Below are 17,570 nucleotides of genomic sequence, written 5' to 3' on the forward strand. Positions count from 1 at the left end.
GAATTGTTCAGCAGGGGATATAAAAAACGGTATGCCGCAACATCCGGCACACCGCTTAATCCAGCTATAAGTCTAACCAGTTAATACCGACCGATTAGATTAGGGGTTCAATAAGTCTTGCACACCACGATAAACAATGTCGTACAAGTCTTCCAGATATTCTTCCTCAATACAGGAAAACGCGATACGGAGATCATGCTCACCCAGCGCAATCGTTCCCACACCATATTGCTCCAGCAGATATGTGCGCAGTTGTTCGGCGGACAAGCCGTTCAGCTTGAGACACATGAAATAACCCGAATTGAAAGGATAGTAACTCCATACATCTCCGTATTTTCCGCTATCAAGTAACGCCTTGACCTTGTTGGCCCGGCCTTTCATGATTTGGAACTTTTCTTCCTTCTGTTGCTCAAAATCCGGTGATTTGAGAGCATCCAACACGAAGGTTTGCGACGGGTGAGGGCCGCTGGAAATCGTTGCCCGAATGATTCCCAATGTTTTTTGCTCCAGTGCGCTCAGTACATCCTGATGTTCCGAAGCAAAGGTAATAAATCCGACACGGAAGCCCCACACGAATTCTTCTTTGGTAGCTCCGTCAATTTTGACTGGTAAAATTCTTGGATGAAGTCCAGCCAACTGGCCGAATAGCGATTCATGCAGCGAATCCTCGAAGAACAGGCCAAAATAGGCGTCATCCGTCACAACTACAACATTGATGCCTGCTTCTGCTGCTTCCTGAATGGCAGCAACAATCGCTTTGCCTTCTTCGATTCCCGGTGTATAGCCGGTCGGGTTGTTCGGGAAGTTCAGCACAACGATGGCTTTGCCGTATTCCTTCTGCGCCAGCAGCGCTTCACGTAACCCCTCACTATTAAAACGTTGATCCTCTGTGAACAACGGGAAATTCACCAATCGTCCATGACGGCGAATACCGAAGGTCAGCTCATAATTTTCCCAGTTTTTGTCCGGATAAATGACAGCATCCCCTTCATCCGTAAACAGGTCAGCAACGATGCTCAAACCATGAGTCAGCGCGTTCGTAACCACAGGTAGGCCGTAGCTTTTTCCAGCGAGCGACGGGTTTTCCTTCAGCATTTTTTCCCGCCATACACTACGCAGTTCGGGCTTGCCCGCAGGAGGCGCATAAGGGTACAGGTCCTTGGGGCTGTATGCAGACAGCTTCTCCTGAATGACCTCCAAATGCATAGGACCGCTACCCTCGGTAGCAATACCAATTGTAGCGTTGTACTTTTTAGCAAGTTTCCCCGCCTCAGCGGATTGACTTAAAATCCCTTCTTTTGGGAAATAAATCTCTTTACCTAAAAGAGAAAGCATTTCATATACATGCTCGTTGCCTGCCTGAATGTTGCGGTTTAACTGCGCTGCCAGTGGATTCATTCCGGTTTCATCCTTCCAAGTCATTTTGATTACATATTATAGCATTACACACGGTAAGCGTCACGCAAAAGCGTCATAGAAAAAGAGAAGCGCTTACACAAGATCGGAAAACATGCAAATTTGATGAATTATTCTTGAATATGCTTACAAAATGACAAGCTTTTGGTACGTAAATAGCCATATACCTCGATAAAAACGCCTGCTATAATGGTTTAAATATATAAATTCACATCCGGTAAGTTTGAATATAATTTTCATTTCCCAAGAGAGCGAAGGATAACATGAGTGAACTGACACTCTGATCTAACGAAGCTTTCCTGACCTGCTGGAGCATGAATCCACGGGGAGAGAAGGCTTTATTTTTTGCGTAATGGCAGTTCTGCGCTTATATTATAATTTAACGGGATATGGGACAACGAAAGAATAGCATAAGGAGGTGCAGATTTTGCTGGATACGTCTGCGTCATCGTTTATCCTGTTGCCTGCCTTTGCCAAAATTGTGTGTGAGCCGGGCTGGAAATGGCAGGTACGCGAAAGACCGATGCCAAACTACGATTTATTTTATGTATGGAGCGGTGAAGGAACGGTTGTATTGAACGGGGAGTCTTATTCGGTAAGCAAAGGAAGCTGCTTCCTGTTCAAGCCGGGGGATGATACCCGGGCCACACATAACCCGCAAAAACCGCTCATACTTACCTATATTCATTTTGATCTAACCGACCCGCCGAAGATCATCCCTGCCAGCTATCGTATGCTGGAGGAAACGGTCGAGGTGGAGCATATGCTTGCAAGGTACGTCCGTCTGCGCCTGGAACGCGCCTACGGGGCAGAGGAGGAGGGCGCGCTAATCCTGAAGCAGCTCATGATACATCTGCTGCGTGCCGACCGCAAGGAGCCGCAGGAGCAGCCGGCCAGCCACCAGCTCACCGAGGTCATCCGGGAAACGGCCAATTATGTGCGCCAGCATCCGGGGCTTCCTCATCGTGTCGAGGATTTGGCGGCACGGGCAGGGTTGTCATCACGTTATTTTTCAATCAAGTTCAAGGAGCTGCTGGGCGTTTCTGCGCAATCTCATATCATCAGCATGCGAATTGAGCGCGCACAGCATCTGTTGCTGCATGCCGGAATGAATGTAACTGAGGTGGCAGAGGCTTTGGGATACCGCGATATTTTTTTCTTCAGCCGCCAGTTCAAGCAACACACGGGAAAAAGTCCATCCGAGATCAGGTAAAGGAATAAGCGGGTGAACGTGAGGTCGCAGGAGAGGGATATGGAGTATTTTCAGCTTCCCGGCGACGCTATCAGCCAGAAGTGGAAATGAACGTGTGGTTCTGAGGATCGTCATATAACGAATAAAAAAGATAAACACATATGAAAGAGGACCCGAGCAATTTTGCCGGGTCCTCTTTCATATGTGTTGTCGTAGTCATGCTGTAACGACAAACTCGCTTACGCTTTGGGAGCGTGCCGGAAGCAACCGAGTCGCTGCCCCATTCTTACTACATCTCCTAGCTTCAACGCAGGGTCAGGATCGAACGTGCCGTTTTCGGTCAGCAAAACGACGGTTGAGCCAAACTCGAAATATGCGAGATCGTCGCCTTTTTCCCATGAGACGGCTTCATCATCGGTATATTTGATGCTGCTTACATTCATCGCGCCAACCTTGACGACCGCCACCTCGCCGTATTCATGGGCAATGTACGTAATCTGCCGTTCATTGCGGCTCAGAACCGCTCTCATATGCTGTAAGCCGAAGTCATTCACCGGATATACCTTGCCGCGCAAATGCTCCTTCTCCACCAGTGTACCGGATACCGGCGCATGAATACGATGATAATCGGTCGGACTGAGATACAGTACAAAAGCGTAGCCATGCGTGTATTTCTCAAGACGCGGCGAACGGTTAAGCAGCTCATCCAGCGTATAGTCCTGACCTTTGACATTCAAAATCGTGCCGGACGTAATTGGGCCAGTGAATGTAATCCGCGCATCCACCGGACTGGTCATCACCTCGGCGTTCGTATCAATCGGGCGCATGCCCGCTTTTAATTTGCGTGTAAAATAGGCGTTCAGGGAAGGATATTCCTTCCATTCCTGCTCAGCCTCATGCGTCTGGATCTGGTACGTACGTATAAAGGTGGGGATAAAAAGTCGGCTTGCACCGCTTTGCGCGAAGGAACCCACGACCCGACACACCCACTTGCGCGATGATAGCTCGGTCATGAGCCGCAGCCACTGTTTTGCCATTTCAGATCCCCCTTGTTCATTTCCGAGCCGTCTTGGCCGGAACCTGTCCGACCGCTCTGAACTATATTGACACAGAATGTGACGTAAATCAATACAGTGAACGGTCGGTGTCTGCCGGGGGCATCCGTTCGAGAAGCCAACGCGCATAAGCTATCGGCTGAGTGTACGTTTCCTTCCAGACATTGTTCATGCCTGCCTGGCTGAAGCCGTAGCGCTGATCGCGGCCGTTGCATTCGATAAAAACAATCTTGCCTTCCTGCGTAATGCCCAGGTCCAGACCGACGTCAGCCAGCCGGGGAAGGTTTTGTGCCAGCCGATGAACGATTTGCAGCGCGAGTCTTTCCAATTCATTCATCAGACGGGCTGCGTTCCATGGCTGAGCCGTCTGTTCCTGTGACAACACCTCTGGCAAGGAACGGGCCGAGCCACCCTGCGCCACATTGGAAACGAAGGTGTGGGAGGGAGCAATTTTGGCAAACATGCCTGTCACGCTCCAAATACCGCCATATCCGCGTTGCACCGTCACACGAATATCAAAAGGACGGTTGTTATACAAAGCGAGCGGTAATGTTTCCTGCACGATATGAGGACTACGCAGCAACCGCTTGTGTAGAAATGAAGGTAGTTCTCCGGCGTACAGGCGCAGTGTGATCCACCGATCGGGTACAGCGGGATGTGCGCATTGTAAAGTCCAGTCACCACGGGAATGTCTCAGGCGCATAATTCCTCTGCCGATGCTCCCGCTGCTTGGCTTGATGATGACATCTCCGGTCTGCTCCATCAAGGTACGAATCGAAGTCCGGTTGCCTTGCAGCGTACGTGGAAGATGGGGGTGGAGCAGAGGGTCTTCCTGCAATATTGCATGTATGTGGTCCTTACGGAAACGGTTTTGTTCATTAAAGATGTAAATTCCGTTCTCCACCAGTCTGTTGATTTCACTGGCATTTTCGTTCTGTCGATAGAGGGTCCGATTATGGATGACCCGTGGCAACGGGAGAGTCATCTGACGATGGCCGTTACCATGTTTAACAAAAGCCCGGCATGTTCCGGTCGGTATATGAATATCCTCCAGACGAAGAAAGCAGGGGATTAGCTCGTAGCTCAATCCGGCGTCTTCGTAATTAACGAGTGATTCATATCCCGTCCTCATGGCGGGGATGCCCCGGTACGTCACCGGGTTGAGCATGACGCCGACATGCAGCATGGGTATGTCCGCCCTTCCTTGTTGAGACTCCAACTGACAACTCAGTGGTTCTAGTCCATCATATGTATCAAAGATCGGCCAGGCATGGACGGTAGCCTTACTGCATGCCCAAAGTGAGAAGCCAGGCACCTTTCAAGCAGGGAGGCGATATGATACACCATGAGTGTTGAAGAGAATTACAGGTGAGCGCTTGAATCAAAGAGGAAAGAAGGTGCTGGGCTGATGCAGAGGCCGAAGGTGGCAGTCGTTACACCGGGCTCTTTTGTTATACCTTCGCCCCGCAGCAGCTCGGTGGAGCGGGTTATTGCCCATATGGTACCGCTGGCCAGCGATAAGCTTCAGGTACAGATATATGGCATACGGGGAGAAGAGGTGCCGGATAACGCCGATGTGGACGGGGTGCCATGCATACGTTATAAGCAAGGGCCAAGTTATATTCCCGAGGTGATTGCCGACCTAAAAAGGTGGTCTCCTGCAGTGGTTGATGTACACAACCGCCCGACTGTGGCATATGCGATCCACAACGCTTTGCCCAATAGCCGGATCGTGCTGACTTTACATTCGACCACTTTCATCCGGGAGCCGCACCTCAAACGGAAGGAAGTGGATCGACTGCTGCAGCCGCTGGAGCGGATCATCGTGAACAGCGCCTATATGGGGGCAACCGTAGCTACTGACAGCTCTGATGCTGTCAGGGAACGCATCGCTATAAATGAGCTGGGCATTCATCCCGGCGATTTTCTGCCGCGCTGGACACCTGCGGCAGAAGCGGTCAGAACGGCGCGGCTGAACGATTACGGCTGGGCAGGCCGCCGGATCGTGCTGTACGCGGGCAGATTGGTGTCGGGCAAGGGCGTTCATCGGCTGCTCAAGGCCCTGCCGGGCATCGTCCGTGCCTGCCCGGATGTGCTGCTGCTCATTGCAGGCAGTGCCTATTACGGGCAGAGCCGCTTCACGCCCTATTCGGCGTCGCTGCATCGGCAGACGCGTAAGCTGAGATTGGGAAAGCACGTCAAGTTTCTCGACTATGTTCCCCATCCGGCGTTGGCCTCGCTGTATCAGTTGGCCGATGTGACCGTTGTTCCTTCGGTGGGAAGTGAGGCCTTCGGGCTGGTTAATCTGGAAGCGATGGCCGCAGGTGTACCTGTGGTTGCTTCCCGTACGGGCGGCATCCCAGAGGTTGTACGGCACGGGGAGACGGGCTGGCTTGTGTCTCCATCTCCGGGGGAGCAGGAAATGGCTGCTGCTGTCATCGGACTGCTCCTGCAGCCTGACTTGCGGCGGCGCATGGGAGAGGCCGGGATTGCCGAGGTACGAAAACGGTTTTTATGGCAGCATTCAGCACAGCGCTGGGCGCAAATCATGCTGGATTGCGTAACGTAGTGACGTGAGCCCAGCTGTGAGCATAGGCTATCCTATAGGCATTAGCCATGATTCCCAGCCGGGTGAATGAAGCGGAGCGACCGCTGGTTCACTTCTGTGCCAAAGGAGCGGTCATTATGAACCATCGTATGAACCATAATAGTAAGGATAAAAGAACAGTACGGCGTAACCATTCCAATGCAGTTCCTTCCCCTCGTATAGACAAAAATAAAACGGCTTCCCCATCCGACAACAGCAAACCGATCCAGCGGGAGACGGTGAGTGTAAAGTCTATCGTGGAAAGCCAAGCTCAAGCACATGACCTTATTGCAGTGGATGAAGCAGCATGGAGGAAGCACAAGCTTCCCAAGACGTTGGAGGAAGCCATGCTGATGAACCGTGGGTCTGTACTGCTGCTGTCTGTGCCAGAGACAGATGCGGAACCTGGGACGGAATACGGCAAAACGTCTGTAACGTCCAGAGGTCAGACAGAGCAGGAATCGTTGCTTGATTGCTCCATTACCAGTATCCACATTGCCGAAGGCAGACATCGCCCCAAGCAGCAGGGGGTAGCGTTGTCCGCTGACAAGCCCGTTGCTGCTCTTACGGATGATGACGAATCTCCACTTAACATGACCTATGATGACGGGCTTCTCCGCGAGCACACATTTAATTCAAGAGCGGCTTCAACACGGTTTGGCAGCATTCCTTTTCACATTCGCGCAGAATCGTGCAGGGATGAAGTGAGTATTGTGTTTGAGCAGCCATTCAAGGACGTGCATTATGCAATCACAGGAAATGCGAGCATACCGGGGGTAACGATATCTGTTACGAAATGTCAGAGAGATTCGACGGTGTTCACGGTGGAACGCGGACATGCAGGTTCGGTTTGTGAAGGTTTGATTCTGTGGATTGCAATCGGGCACGATTAAAAGATGCCTAAATAATGGTTGCGAATTTGCTTAAAACAAGAAAAAGGCATCCCGATGAAGGGATGCCGTATTCATGAGAGGAAAGAGGGCATACTTGTAATGGTAATATCGCCCTCTTTTTGTACATCCTAAGTAGAGCCAGATGTTTGCTTGTTTAAGCTCAATTTATTTCACACCTACAGCGTCAAAGGACTTAATGGCAGAAATGACTGCTATTGAATTTTCACCATAGCTGTCCTTGGCTGCCTGGATAACGGCGGCGCGTGCAGTAGAGAAGTTAGAGGTGGAGGTCAGGTAATTAGTAAAGGCATTATAGTAAATATATACGGCTGCATCACGTCCGATTCCATCTACCTTGACACCATGGAAGGTGCCGCCTTGTGCCAGCAGATAGTAGGCTTTGTTAATAATGCCGCTATTAGAGTGGGCACCACCATAATCCACGTTATTAGGATCTGTATCAAAATTGCTGTAGTGATCGACCTGACCGTATTTGACAGGATCAGAAAGGGAGCGAATGGCGTCACCCTTAATGTTAGGTGTATAAGCTACTTTGCCAAAATCCCAGTTGGTACGCTCAATGTCGTTACCGATAATATCCGAGATGCTTTCACTCAGTGCACCAGATTCGGCGAAATACACCAAACCGGATGAATGCTCGGTCACGCCGTGAGTCAACTCGTGTGCAACAATTTCAAGGTCGCTGCTGAAAGGGGCAAATAACGTGCCGTCACCGTCTCCGTATAGCATATGGGTGCCGCCCCAGTGGGCATTATTGTAGTTCTTTTCCCCATAATGGACTGCCGAGGCAATAGCCATGCCACGTCCGTCGATGCTGTCACGACCAAATTTTTCTTTATAATAATCATAGGTGCGAATGGCGTAAGCATGGGCATCCACCGCAGCCGGATCTTTCCATACGTTATCTGTGCTTGTATAAAGAGTTCCTGGAAGCGTCTCGGTATTGTGAACATTGTAAGTTAAGATGCCTTTACCACGAGTTGTATCCTTTAATTGATATTTTTTTCCTGAAACTGTTGTTTCGAATTTTTTGGTATCCCCGAATACACCACGGCCTGTGCCGATTACTTCATTGAGGATGTCATACTTGAACACGATTTTGCCGTCATTAGCATCAATAAAGTAACGTGTGCGCAGTAGAGTAGGCTCCAAAATATTAACTTCCGTTACATAAACCAGACGTGTTGTTTCTCCATCGGGATAGATGTACAGCTCTGCCTTGGGGTCTACGCTTGGTTCCAGATTGGCGATTTTGGCAATAGGTGCAGATGCGGGCTCTACCGCTTCCAACTTGCTATTCTTCAGTTCAGCTTCTTTTTCCAGATCCAGCTTATCCTTGTCCATAGAGGAAGATCCTTCGTTGTTAGATGCCTCTGCGTAGGTGTCTTTACTCACACTGCTAACGTCCCCGGAAGGTTCAGCAACGGTATTAGCAGAGGAAGAGAGAGATTGAACGCGTATAGCGGCATCTTCATATGCAGTATATACGGCCTCAGTAGCGCTGATTTTTGGAGTTGTATTTTCTTTAGCGTCGGCTTGTTGATCTTCTGAAATGACAGCTCCCAGATAAGAAGTAATTTTACCAGCCTTATTCACATGGATGGTCTGCTCGGCTCCAAATACGGGGATTCCATCCACATACTGTTTTAGGCGATAATGTTGCGTACCGAATTTATCACTGGTTCGATCCACAATCCGAAATTGCTCACGGGCATTGGTGCCGCTGTTGTCCATACTCATTAATTTTTTCTGTTGTCGATTTAAAAAGCTCCAGACCAGATTGTCACCTGATACTGATGAAGGAGATTTCCAGTCTACCGTTTGAAATGTTGGCGTAAACTGAGTGGGCTCGGCGACAGAATTCTCCGCTGCGGATGCTCCGGGTGCTACTGCTCCTAATAGCATAGCTCCTCCAAGAAGTGAAACCCATACTTTTTTCATTAAATACTCACTCTCCCAAGTTAATGTGTGGATGAAAATCATCCTGTTGAATAGGCATTTTGCCATGTATGTAGGTCTTGTTGCTCTTTTGAAACGTGAAGAGGATGAAAAGAAATTACCTTATGCAAAAAAACCATATATATTTTTTTGCAATTCTATCTTCTCGGCTCTGATGTTAGCACAGAGATTGTCGAACGGGAAGGATTATTTTACAAATAACCCCAAAATGATTCAATAGTCCCAAAATATTAATTTATTTGTCGTATATCGTCGAAACAAATTCAAAAAAAGGAGCATCCTGTAGAACGGGACGCCCTAGACTCAAGGAGGAAGGGGTACAGACTTACACTGTACCCCTATTTTTTGTCCACTTATAAGTAGGATCAAATGATAGCCACATAACAGGCTTCTATCTACTGAATGAGGAACACTTTCGAGGAATACGGGATATGATTTACTTGATTCCTACAGCATCAAAGGATTGAATAGCGCTGGTTACTGCTGGCGAATCAGCACCGTAGAGGTCCTTGGCCGCCTGCACTACAGCCGCGCGTGCGTTAGAGAAGTTGGAGGTAGAGGTCAGATAGTTCGTAAAGGCATTATAGTAAATGTATACAGCCGCTTCGCGTCCGATACCACTAACCGTAACGCCATGAGACGTACCGCCTTGTGCCAGCAAATAATAGGCTTTGTTGATAATACCGCTATTTGTATGGACTCCACCTTCATCATCATTGTTAGGGTCCGGGTAAAAATTGGAATAGTGATCCGGCTGGCCATATTTTGTAGGGTCGGATAGAGAGCGCAGAGCGTCGCCCGGAATGTTAGGCGTATAAATGCCATCGCCAAGGAGCCAGTTGCTGCCATCCATATCATTACCAATAATATCTGAGAAGGCTTCATTCAGCGCACCGGATTCACCGTAATACTCCAGATTGGAGGTGAACTCTGTGACACCATGGGTGAGTTCATGCCCCACGACATCGGGATCACCGCTGAAAAAGGTAAATAATTTGCCGTCGCCGTCGCCGTATGTCATTTGAGAGCCGTTCCAGAAGGCGTTGTTATATTTTTTGCCGTAATGGACGGTCGAACGGATTTGCATGCCGCGTCCATCAATGCTGTCACGTCCGAATTTTTTCTTATAATAATCAAAGGTTCGAATGGCGTAGACATGGGCATCAATACCCGCCGGATCATCCCATACATTATCCGCATCCGTCAAAATAGTACCTGGTGTCGTTTGGCGGTTGGCAGCGGTGTAGGTTACGATCCCGTTACTGCGTGTCGTGTCTCTCAACTGATATCCGTTGCCGGAAGCTGTGGTCGTGAACGATTTTATTTTACCATCTACGCCGCGACCAGTGCCCGTTGCGTAGTTGAGGATGTCATACTGGAATACAATTTTTCCGTCTTTGGCATCAATAAAGTAGCGTGTACGCAAAGGTGCAGGCTCCAGAATATTAACCTCTGTCACATAAACCAGCCGTGTAGTCTCACCGTCAGGATAGATGTACAGTTCTGCTTTAGGTTCCACACTTGGCTCCAGATTGGCGATTGTGGCAATGGAGCTTTGTTCGGCTGCTGTCGCTTCAATGTGGCTGTTCTTCAGCTCGTCTGCATGTTCCGGACTGGGATTGATTTTATCAATAGAGATGGATGTTTCGTTGTTAGATGCTTCCGCGTAAGTGTCTTTACTTACACTGCCTTGATCCTTGCTGCCCTCGGTAACGTTATTGGTGACGGAAGGGTAGGATTGAATTCGTGTAGAGGCTTCTTCATACGCGGTATAGACGGCCTGGGTAGCACTGATTTTTGGAGTGGTATCCTCGGTGGCGTCTTGCTGTTGATCCTCTGAAATGACGGCGCCCAGATAAGAGGTGACTTTACCGGACGGATTCACATGGATGGTCTGCTCGGCTCCATATACGGGAACCCCGTTTACATACTGCTTCAACCGATAATGGTTTACACCGGATTTGTCACTTGTACGATCAATAATGCGAAATTGGTCACGAACACTGGTGCTGTCTGCACCTAGCAGCGTTTTCTTTTGTCGATTCAAATAACTCCATACAATATTGTCACCGGATACGGATGAAGGAGCCTTCCATTGTTCTGCGTGAAAGGTTGGCGTAAGCTGAGTGGGATCAGGAACGGAATTCTCCGCTGCTGAGGCACCGGGTGCTACAGCCCCTAATAATATAGCTCCCCCAAGCAGTGAAACCCATACTTTTTTCATTAAAAAAATCACTCTCCCCAAATTTAGGTCAGGATGATGTGCATCCTGTTTTGTTTTAGGCATGGCGCCATGTATGTAGGTCTTGTTGCTTTTTTAAAACGTGAAGATCATGAAAAAAAATGAACTTATGCAAAAAAACAAGTTTTATTTTTTTGTGATTCCACCGTCTTGGCTCTGATATTAGCACAGAGAAGGTAGGACGAGAAGATGTATATTACAAATTACTCCAAAATGAGTCTAAAGACCCTTATTTAGATTGTATTTGTCTTATTTAGTCGAAATTGATCGAAAACGTACAGAAGACAAGAAAAGGGCGTCCCTTTGAGGGGACGCCCTATACATAAGGGGGGAAGGGGCGCAGACTTGTACACTGCACCCCTATTTTTTCGTCCATTTTATGAGCAGGGTTGGATGACAGCTGCACAACGACAATGGTCTATGGACGAGGATGAATAAGAGGGATTGCAATTATGATTTAGTTAACGCCTACAGCGTCAAAAGATTTGGCGGCTGCGGTTGCTTGCGCTGAATTCGCACCGTAAAGGTCTTTTGCTGCTTGCACCACAGCGGCGCGTGTATTGGAGAAGTTGGAAGTAGAAGTCAGGTAGTTCGTAAAGGCACTATAGTAAATTTGGACAGCTGCGTCGCGACCAATTCCACTTACAGTTACGTTATGGAAGGTACCACCTTGTGCCAACAGATAATATGCTTTATTAATAATACCGCTGTTGGTATGAACGCCACCGTTATCCGAGCTGCCTTTATACAAGTTGGAATAGTGGTCTGGTTGATCGTACAGGGTAGGGTTAGACATAGAGCGCAGAGCATCACCCGCAATGCTTGGCGTATAAATATCATCGCCTACAAGCCAGTTTTTACGCTGAATGTCATTGCCGATGATGTCCGAGAAGGACTCGTTCAACGCACCGGATTCCCCGTAATAATCCAAATTCGAAGTATACTCTGTAACACCGTGCGTGAGTTCATGACCAACTACATCGGGATCACCACTGAAAGCAATAAATGTGGTACCGTCCCCGTCTCCATAAGTCATTTGGGAGCCGTTCCAGAAGGCGTTGTTGTAGCGGCTGCCGTAATGAACCGTCGAACGGAGTTGCAGGCCACGCCCGTCGATACTGTTACGTCCGAATTTGTCCTTATAGTAATCATATGTTTTGGCCGCATAAGCATGAGCATCTACGCCTGCTGGATCATTCCATACGTTATCGGCATCCGTCAGGAGCGTACCTGGAATGGTCTGACGATTGGAGGCCGTGTAGGTCACGATTCCGTTACCGCGTGTTGTGTCTTTTAACTGATAGCTGCTTCCGGACTGTGTAGTGTTGAACGACTTGGTATCACCAAGCACGCCTTTACCTGTGCCTGTCGCTTCATTAATGATGTCATATTGGAATACGATTTTGCCATCATTGGCATCAATGATGTAGCGAGTACGCAGTGGCGCAGGCTCTAAAACATTGACTTCTGTCACATAAACCAGCTGCAGGGTATCCCCGTTAGGATAGAAGTACAGATCGGCTTTAGGATCTACTTCAGGCTGCAGATTAGCAATTTTGGCAATGGAACTTTGTTCTGTCTCCACCGCTTCAATTTTGCTATCTTTCAGGGCAGACGCTTTATCAAGACTAAGCTCGTCCTTATCAACAGATGTTGTTTTGTCGTTGTTAGCAGCTTCTGCGTAAGTGTCTTTACTTACACTGCTTTGCTTTTCAGCATCTGTAGAGATCGTATCGTCGGAGGAAGGGAGGGCTTGAATCCGTGTAGCTGCTTCTTCATAAGCGGTATATACGGCCTCGGTAGTACTGATTTTGGGAGTTGTACCTTCCGTAGCTTCTTGCTGCTGATCCTCAGTAATCACGGCCCCCAGATAAGAGGTGACTTCACCAGACTTGCCCACATGAATCGTCTGTTCAGCTCCATATACGGGAATCCCGTTCACATACTGTTTCAGCCGATAATGACTTACACCGGATTTGTCGCTTGTACGATCAATGATGCGAAATTGATCACGGACACTGGTGCTGTCCGTACCTAGCAACGTTTTCTTTTGTCGATTCAAATAACTCCATACAATGTCATCACCCGACACTGATGAAGGGGCCTTCCATTGCTCGGTGTGGAAGGTTGGCGTAAGCTGACTTGGCTCTGAAACGGAACTTTCCGCAGATGCACCAGACGCTACCGACCCTAATAACATAGCTCCTCCAAGAAGCGAAACCCATACTTTTTTCATTTAAAATTCACTCTCCCCGGTTAATGTCAGGATGAAGACCATCCTGTTAATAAATAGGCATTGCGCCGTTTATGTAGGTCGTGTTGTCGTCTGGAACATGAAGAAAATGGAACGTGAAGAAGAAAAACCGAAGTGTCTTTCATGAAGCGTGCGTGAAAAGAGGGTACTGCATGTGAAGCTTACAGTCTGAAAAGGTAACAAACTCCTCCTTTCCTGTCGTATAAGTAAAAGTGGAATAAAGGTGGATAATGGAAAAAAGTTGTCTTATGCAAAAAAAACAAATGTTGATTTTTTGAACTCCCATCATCTGGCTCTGATATTAGCACAGAGAATGACGGACGAGAAGATGTATGTCACAAATTTATCCAAAATGATTCTTTAGACCCTAATAACTCATTTATTTAATAGGATTAATAAGAAATATCAAATAAAGTCGAAAATTGCTTTGTCGAAAAGACTCCACGCTTGCCGTTACACACGGGTTTTAGAGCGCATAGGTTATGTTGAACTGTCCTAATTATGCTGTCTATCCATATAGCAGCAAGGGAGGTGAGGTGGGAGCATGAGGAAGCAGGCAAGATTTGGATTCAAGGCCAATCGCAGGCGGCATTCCAATGCGCATGACCCCTACCCGAAGGTGTGGCTGCCTGTACGAACGCCAACCGTGCATATCACCCCGACCCCTGTAACAAGGAGGGGACCAGGCACAGAAGCAGAAGTACAGACAGGTGAAGAACGGCCACCCGGTTCGTCTTCGGCGGGAAAATTGCTCGTATCCGTCATCATTCCGGCTATGAATGAGCAAAAAACGATCGGGGCTGTGGTCCGTGAGGCACGCCATGTTCATCCACATACCGAGGTCATCGTCGTCGAGAACGGATCAAGAGACAGGACAGCCAAGGCGGCAAAAGCAGCGGGTGCGCGCGTGCTTTCCTTCCCGCAGCCATTGGGGCATGATATTGGCCGCCGAGTCGGAGCGGAAGCGGCTTCCGGGCAGGTACTGCTTTTTCTGGATGGTGATATCGTCATTCCCTGCGTCAGACTCAAGCCATTCATACAAGCCGTATGTGCTGGAGCGGATGTTGCACTGAATGATTACCATGGGCCGGTAGACCGTACGTCGGTGCATCCTGTGGTTGAAGCGAAGCATGTATTGAATATTTTGTCGAACCGTGCTGATTTAGGAGGGGCATCCATGACGGGAATCCCGCATGCCATAAGTCTAAGGGCTCTAAATAAAATAGGTCTAAAGTCCTTAGAGAAACCTCCGTTATTTCAGGCCATGTCGATCGCCTCTGGCTTGCGGGTGGTGACTGTTCGCGGAATAGCCGTGGGTAAAGTGAATGCGACCCGCAAAAAAATGAACGGCAGGGACCTGCTTACGGATGTGGTTGTACAGGATCATCTTGACGCGATTGCCTGGCTTACATCACATCTGGGGACGCGTGCAGGATATACGGATTTGAAACGCAAACGGATCAGAGACGAGGTGAAGCCGTGAGCAGAGCGTATCGTAAAGGGAGATATGATGACCGAAGCCGGGGCATACGTCGGGTTCAGCGAAGACATGGAACGACGACCGCGATGAACAGCCGCAGGGTGAGGAAGCCTGCGCCCCGACGGGGGGAAATGATCGAAGTTCATCCCAGGGAGGTTCGGGCATTGCCCGGGGATATCCTACTGCGGGGAACCGCCGCCGCAGTGGTCAGTGCCTGCAACGAGGAATCTACGATTGGCGGGGTGCTGAGCGAGCTGGAAAAGCTGCCGTTTACGGATATCATCGTCGTATTGAACGGTTGCACGGACGGCACACGTTCTATAGTAGCGAAGTATCATCCGGGTGTGACCCTCGTCAGCGTGCCGGATCGGCTCGGGCATGATGTCGGACGGGCGGTAGGCGCACGTATAACGCAGGCTGATATCGTGCTGTTTGTGGACGGGGATCTTCCGATTCCTGCGGCTGATTTGCTGCCTTTCCTCAACGCAGTGGATCAAGGAACGGATGTGGCGCTTAATGATCTGAGCAGACATTTGCCGCCATACTTCCGACAGGACAGCGTGACCCGATGCAAAGGATTTCTGAACCGCGTGCTGCGCAGGCCGGATCTGGGGGCAAGCTCCTTGACTGCTGTACCGCACGCGTTATCACGGCGTTCGCTGGAGCTACTCGGTCCGGCCATGCTCGCTGTTCCGCCGAAAGCCCACGCTATGACGGTGTTGCACGGTATGAAGGTGACGGCAGTACATGCTGTTGACGTCATTGGAACAAACCGCAAGCGGGCTTTCAATATCGGCAAAGGGAATGTCATGGAGCAACTGATTGTCGGCGATCATGCGGAGGCACTGGCTGCGGTGTTTCAGGTAGCCGGAGCTTCCCCGCTCGGACCTGTTCCAGCGCGGGCCGACGTCGCCAAAGGGAGGAATGCACGATGAGTCTGACGAGCATTATTATTCCAACCTCTAACGGTCTTCACTTGCTCAAGCCGTGTATTGAGGCGATTCGGACACATACAGCAGATGTGCCTTATGAAATTATTGTTGCGGACAACGCTTCAAATGACGGAACGGATGATTTTTGTGAAGCCGAACGGCTGATTAGTATCCGTCTCCCCAAAAACCGGGGTTTTCCGGCAGCTTGTAATCAAGGGCTTCGGCTGGCTTCGGGTGATCAGCTCGTCATTTTGAATAATGATGTGACGGTTACACGGGGATGGTTATCCAATATGCTGGTTGCATTGCGGAGCCAAAGCACAGTGGGACTGGTGGGACCAGTGACGAATTATGCTAGCGGCACTCAGCAGATTGACGGATTAGCAGGGGATTTGGATAGCTGTCTCCAGTTTGCAGAGCAGAATAATGCAAGTAATCCGTCCAGATGGCAGGAGGTCAAGCGGCTGGTCGGGTTTTGTCTGATGTTCCGGCGTGAGCTGATGGAACGGATCGGATTACTGGATGAACGGTTTAACCCCGGGCATTATGAGGATGACGATTATTGTCTGCGCGCACGTGTACATGGCTACAAACTGTTGATGTGCAGTGACTGTTTTGTATATCACCAGGGGAGTGCGAGCTTTTCACGCTCGGAATCTGCCTGGGTCGAAGAGTTGATTGAGCGGAATCATCGTTTGTTTATGGACAAATGGAACATAGACCCCAGAGCGTTTATTGAGACTGGAAATAGCGGAGCTTTAGGCACCGAACATGCTGTCGAAGGAGGAAGGAAGATATGAAAGGGGTTATTCTCGCAGGAGGAACCGGATCGCGCCTTCATCCGTTGACTTTATTACTCAACAAGCATCTGCTTCCGGTCGGCAAGTATCCCATGATCGTGTATGGTATTGAAAGACTGCGACAGGCGGGTATTACCGATATGCTTCTTATTATTGGCAAACAATCGGCTGGGCTGTACACCGATTTTCTGGGCAGCGGCAGCGATTATGATGTTCAACTGACGTACCGGATTCAGGAAAAGGCGGGCGGCATTGCGGAAGCACTCGAACTGGCGAAAAGCTACATGGAGCCAGGAGAAAAATTCACCGTTTTGTTGGGTGATAATCTGTTCAAGGAAGATCTGGGACCTGTTATTGAACGGTTCGGGCAGCAGCCTTCGGGGAGCGCCAGAGTATTGTTAAAAAAGGTGGCAGATGCCCACCGCTACGGAGTACCCGTGTTTGATCCCGAGCGGCCTGAGAGCATAGCGCGGATTGAAGAAAAGCCGCAGCATCCCCAGTCCAGATATTGTGTAACTGGCATCTACATGTACGATACCGCCGTGTTCGATAAGATCCGGCAGATTACACCTTCGACGCGTGGCGAGCTTGAAATCACGGATGTAAACAACTGCTATGCGGCAGAAGGCAAGCTTGAATACGACATTTTGCGGCGGTATTGGAGCGATGCGGGGACCTTCGATTCCCTTCAGGAAGCCGGGGTGAAAATGAAAGGGCTTCTGCCCTGATCTCAGCGATA

At 49.3% G+C, this 17,570-nt stretch carries 13 protein-coding genes; 7 read left to right on the forward strand and 6 right to left on the reverse strand.

Going from position 1 to position 17,570, the window contains the following annotated elements; all coding sequences use genetic code 11:
* Positions 1 to 99 precede the first annotated feature (99 nt).
* Positions 100 to 1,398, reverse strand: coding sequence for an aminotransferase class I/II-fold pyridoxal phosphate-dependent enzyme (locus ACWXW9_RS16750; protein ID WP_192510666.1), 1,299 nt, complete (start codon positions 1,396 to 1,398; stop codon positions 100 to 102).
* A 445-nt stretch (positions 1,399 to 1,843) separates the two neighbouring features.
* Here ACWXW9_RS16750 and ACWXW9_RS16755 point away from each other — a divergent pair, with 445 nt between their 5' ends.
* A complete protein-coding gene (locus tag ACWXW9_RS16755) occupies positions 1,844 to 2,629 on the forward strand; it encodes a helix-turn-helix domain-containing protein (RefSeq protein WP_494930302.1) in 786 nt (261 codons plus the stop codon).
* Between the two features lie 218 nt (positions 2,630 to 2,847).
* On the opposite strand, the gene asd is transcribed toward ACWXW9_RS16755, so the two are convergent.
* On the reverse strand, positions 2,848 to 3,645 hold the full coding sequence (gene asd / locus ACWXW9_RS16760; RefSeq protein WP_134912905.1) for an archaetidylserine decarboxylase: 798 nt from the start codon (positions 3,643 to 3,645) through the stop codon (positions 2,848 to 2,850).
* A gap of 88 nt (positions 3,646 to 3,733) precedes the next feature.
* Entirely contained in the window at positions 3,734 to 4,849 is a 1,116-nt protein-coding gene (locus tag ACWXW9_RS16765) for a YheC/YheD family endospore coat-associated protein (RefSeq protein WP_494930303.1), read from the reverse strand.
* 222 nt (positions 4,850 to 5,071) lie between these two features.
* Here ACWXW9_RS16765 and ACWXW9_RS16770 point away from each other — a divergent pair, with 222 nt between their 5' ends.
* Both ACWXW9_RS16770 and ACWXW9_RS16775 read left to right on the forward strand, forming a co-directional pair.
* The gene (locus ACWXW9_RS16770; protein WP_494930304.1) at positions 5,072 to 6,232 is read left to right on the forward strand and encodes a glycosyltransferase family 4 protein; all 1,161 of its coding nucleotides are present in this window, start codon (positions 5,072 to 5,074) and stop codon (positions 6,230 to 6,232) included.
* A gap of 47 nt (positions 6,233 to 6,279) precedes the next feature.
* On the forward strand, positions 6,280 to 7,143 hold the full coding sequence (locus ACWXW9_RS16775) for a WIAG-tail domain (RefSeq protein WP_494930305.1): 864 nt from the start codon (positions 6,280 to 6,282) through the stop codon (positions 7,141 to 7,143).
* 165 nt (positions 7,144 to 7,308) lie between these two features.
* On the opposite strand, the gene ACWXW9_RS16780 is transcribed toward ACWXW9_RS16775, so the two are convergent.
* The 3 genes from ACWXW9_RS16780 to ACWXW9_RS16790 all read right to left on the reverse strand — a co-directional run bounded on the left by ACWXW9_RS16780 (position 7,309) and on the right by ACWXW9_RS16790 (position 13,601).
* The gene (locus tag ACWXW9_RS16780) at positions 7,309 to 9,105 is read right to left on the reverse strand and encodes a M4 family metallopeptidase (RefSeq protein WP_494930306.1); all 1,797 of its coding nucleotides are present in this window, start codon (positions 9,103 to 9,105) and stop codon (positions 7,309 to 7,311) included.
* A 454-nt stretch (positions 9,106 to 9,559) separates the two neighbouring features.
* Positions 9,560 to 11,347: a M4 family metallopeptidase gene (locus ACWXW9_RS16785; protein ID WP_494930307.1), complete on the reverse strand. Its 1,788-nt coding sequence runs from the start codon at positions 11,345 to 11,347 to the stop codon at positions 9,560 to 9,562.
* Between the two features lie 475 nt (positions 11,348 to 11,822).
* Entirely contained in the window at positions 11,823 to 13,601 is a 1,779-nt protein-coding gene (locus ACWXW9_RS16790) for a M4 family metallopeptidase (protein WP_494930308.1), read from the reverse strand.
* 562 nt (positions 13,602 to 14,163) lie between these two features.
* Here ACWXW9_RS16790 and ACWXW9_RS16795 point away from each other — a divergent pair.
* The 4 genes from ACWXW9_RS16795 (at position 14,164) to ACWXW9_RS16810 (ending at position 17,559) form a co-directional block, all read left to right on the forward strand.
* Positions 14,164 to 15,102, forward strand: a complete 939-nt coding sequence (locus tag ACWXW9_RS16795) for a glycosyltransferase family 2 protein (protein WP_494930309.1) — start codon at positions 14,164 to 14,166, stop codon at positions 15,100 to 15,102.
* An 83-nt stretch (positions 15,103 to 15,185) separates the two neighbouring features.
* The gene (locus tag ACWXW9_RS16800) at positions 15,186 to 16,034 is read left to right on the forward strand and encodes a glycosyltransferase family 2 protein (RefSeq protein ID WP_494930342.1); all 849 of its coding nucleotides are present in this window, start codon (positions 15,186 to 15,188) and stop codon (positions 16,032 to 16,034) included.
* The gene (locus tag ACWXW9_RS16805; RefSeq protein ID WP_494930310.1) at positions 16,031 to 16,831 is read left to right on the forward strand and encodes a glycosyltransferase family 2 protein; all 801 of its coding nucleotides are present in this window, start codon (positions 16,031 to 16,033) and stop codon (positions 16,829 to 16,831) included. Before ACWXW9_RS16800 ends, ACWXW9_RS16805 begins: the two co-directional genes overlap by 4 nt.
* Entirely contained in the window at positions 16,828 to 17,559 is a 732-nt protein-coding gene (locus ACWXW9_RS16810) for a sugar phosphate nucleotidyltransferase (protein ID WP_494930311.1), read from the forward strand. Before ACWXW9_RS16805 ends, ACWXW9_RS16810 begins: the two co-directional genes overlap by 4 nt.
* The last annotated feature ends 11 nt before the right edge of the window (positions 17,560 to 17,570 follow it).

The organism is Paenibacillus sp. LT-B23, from assembly GCF_059417685.1.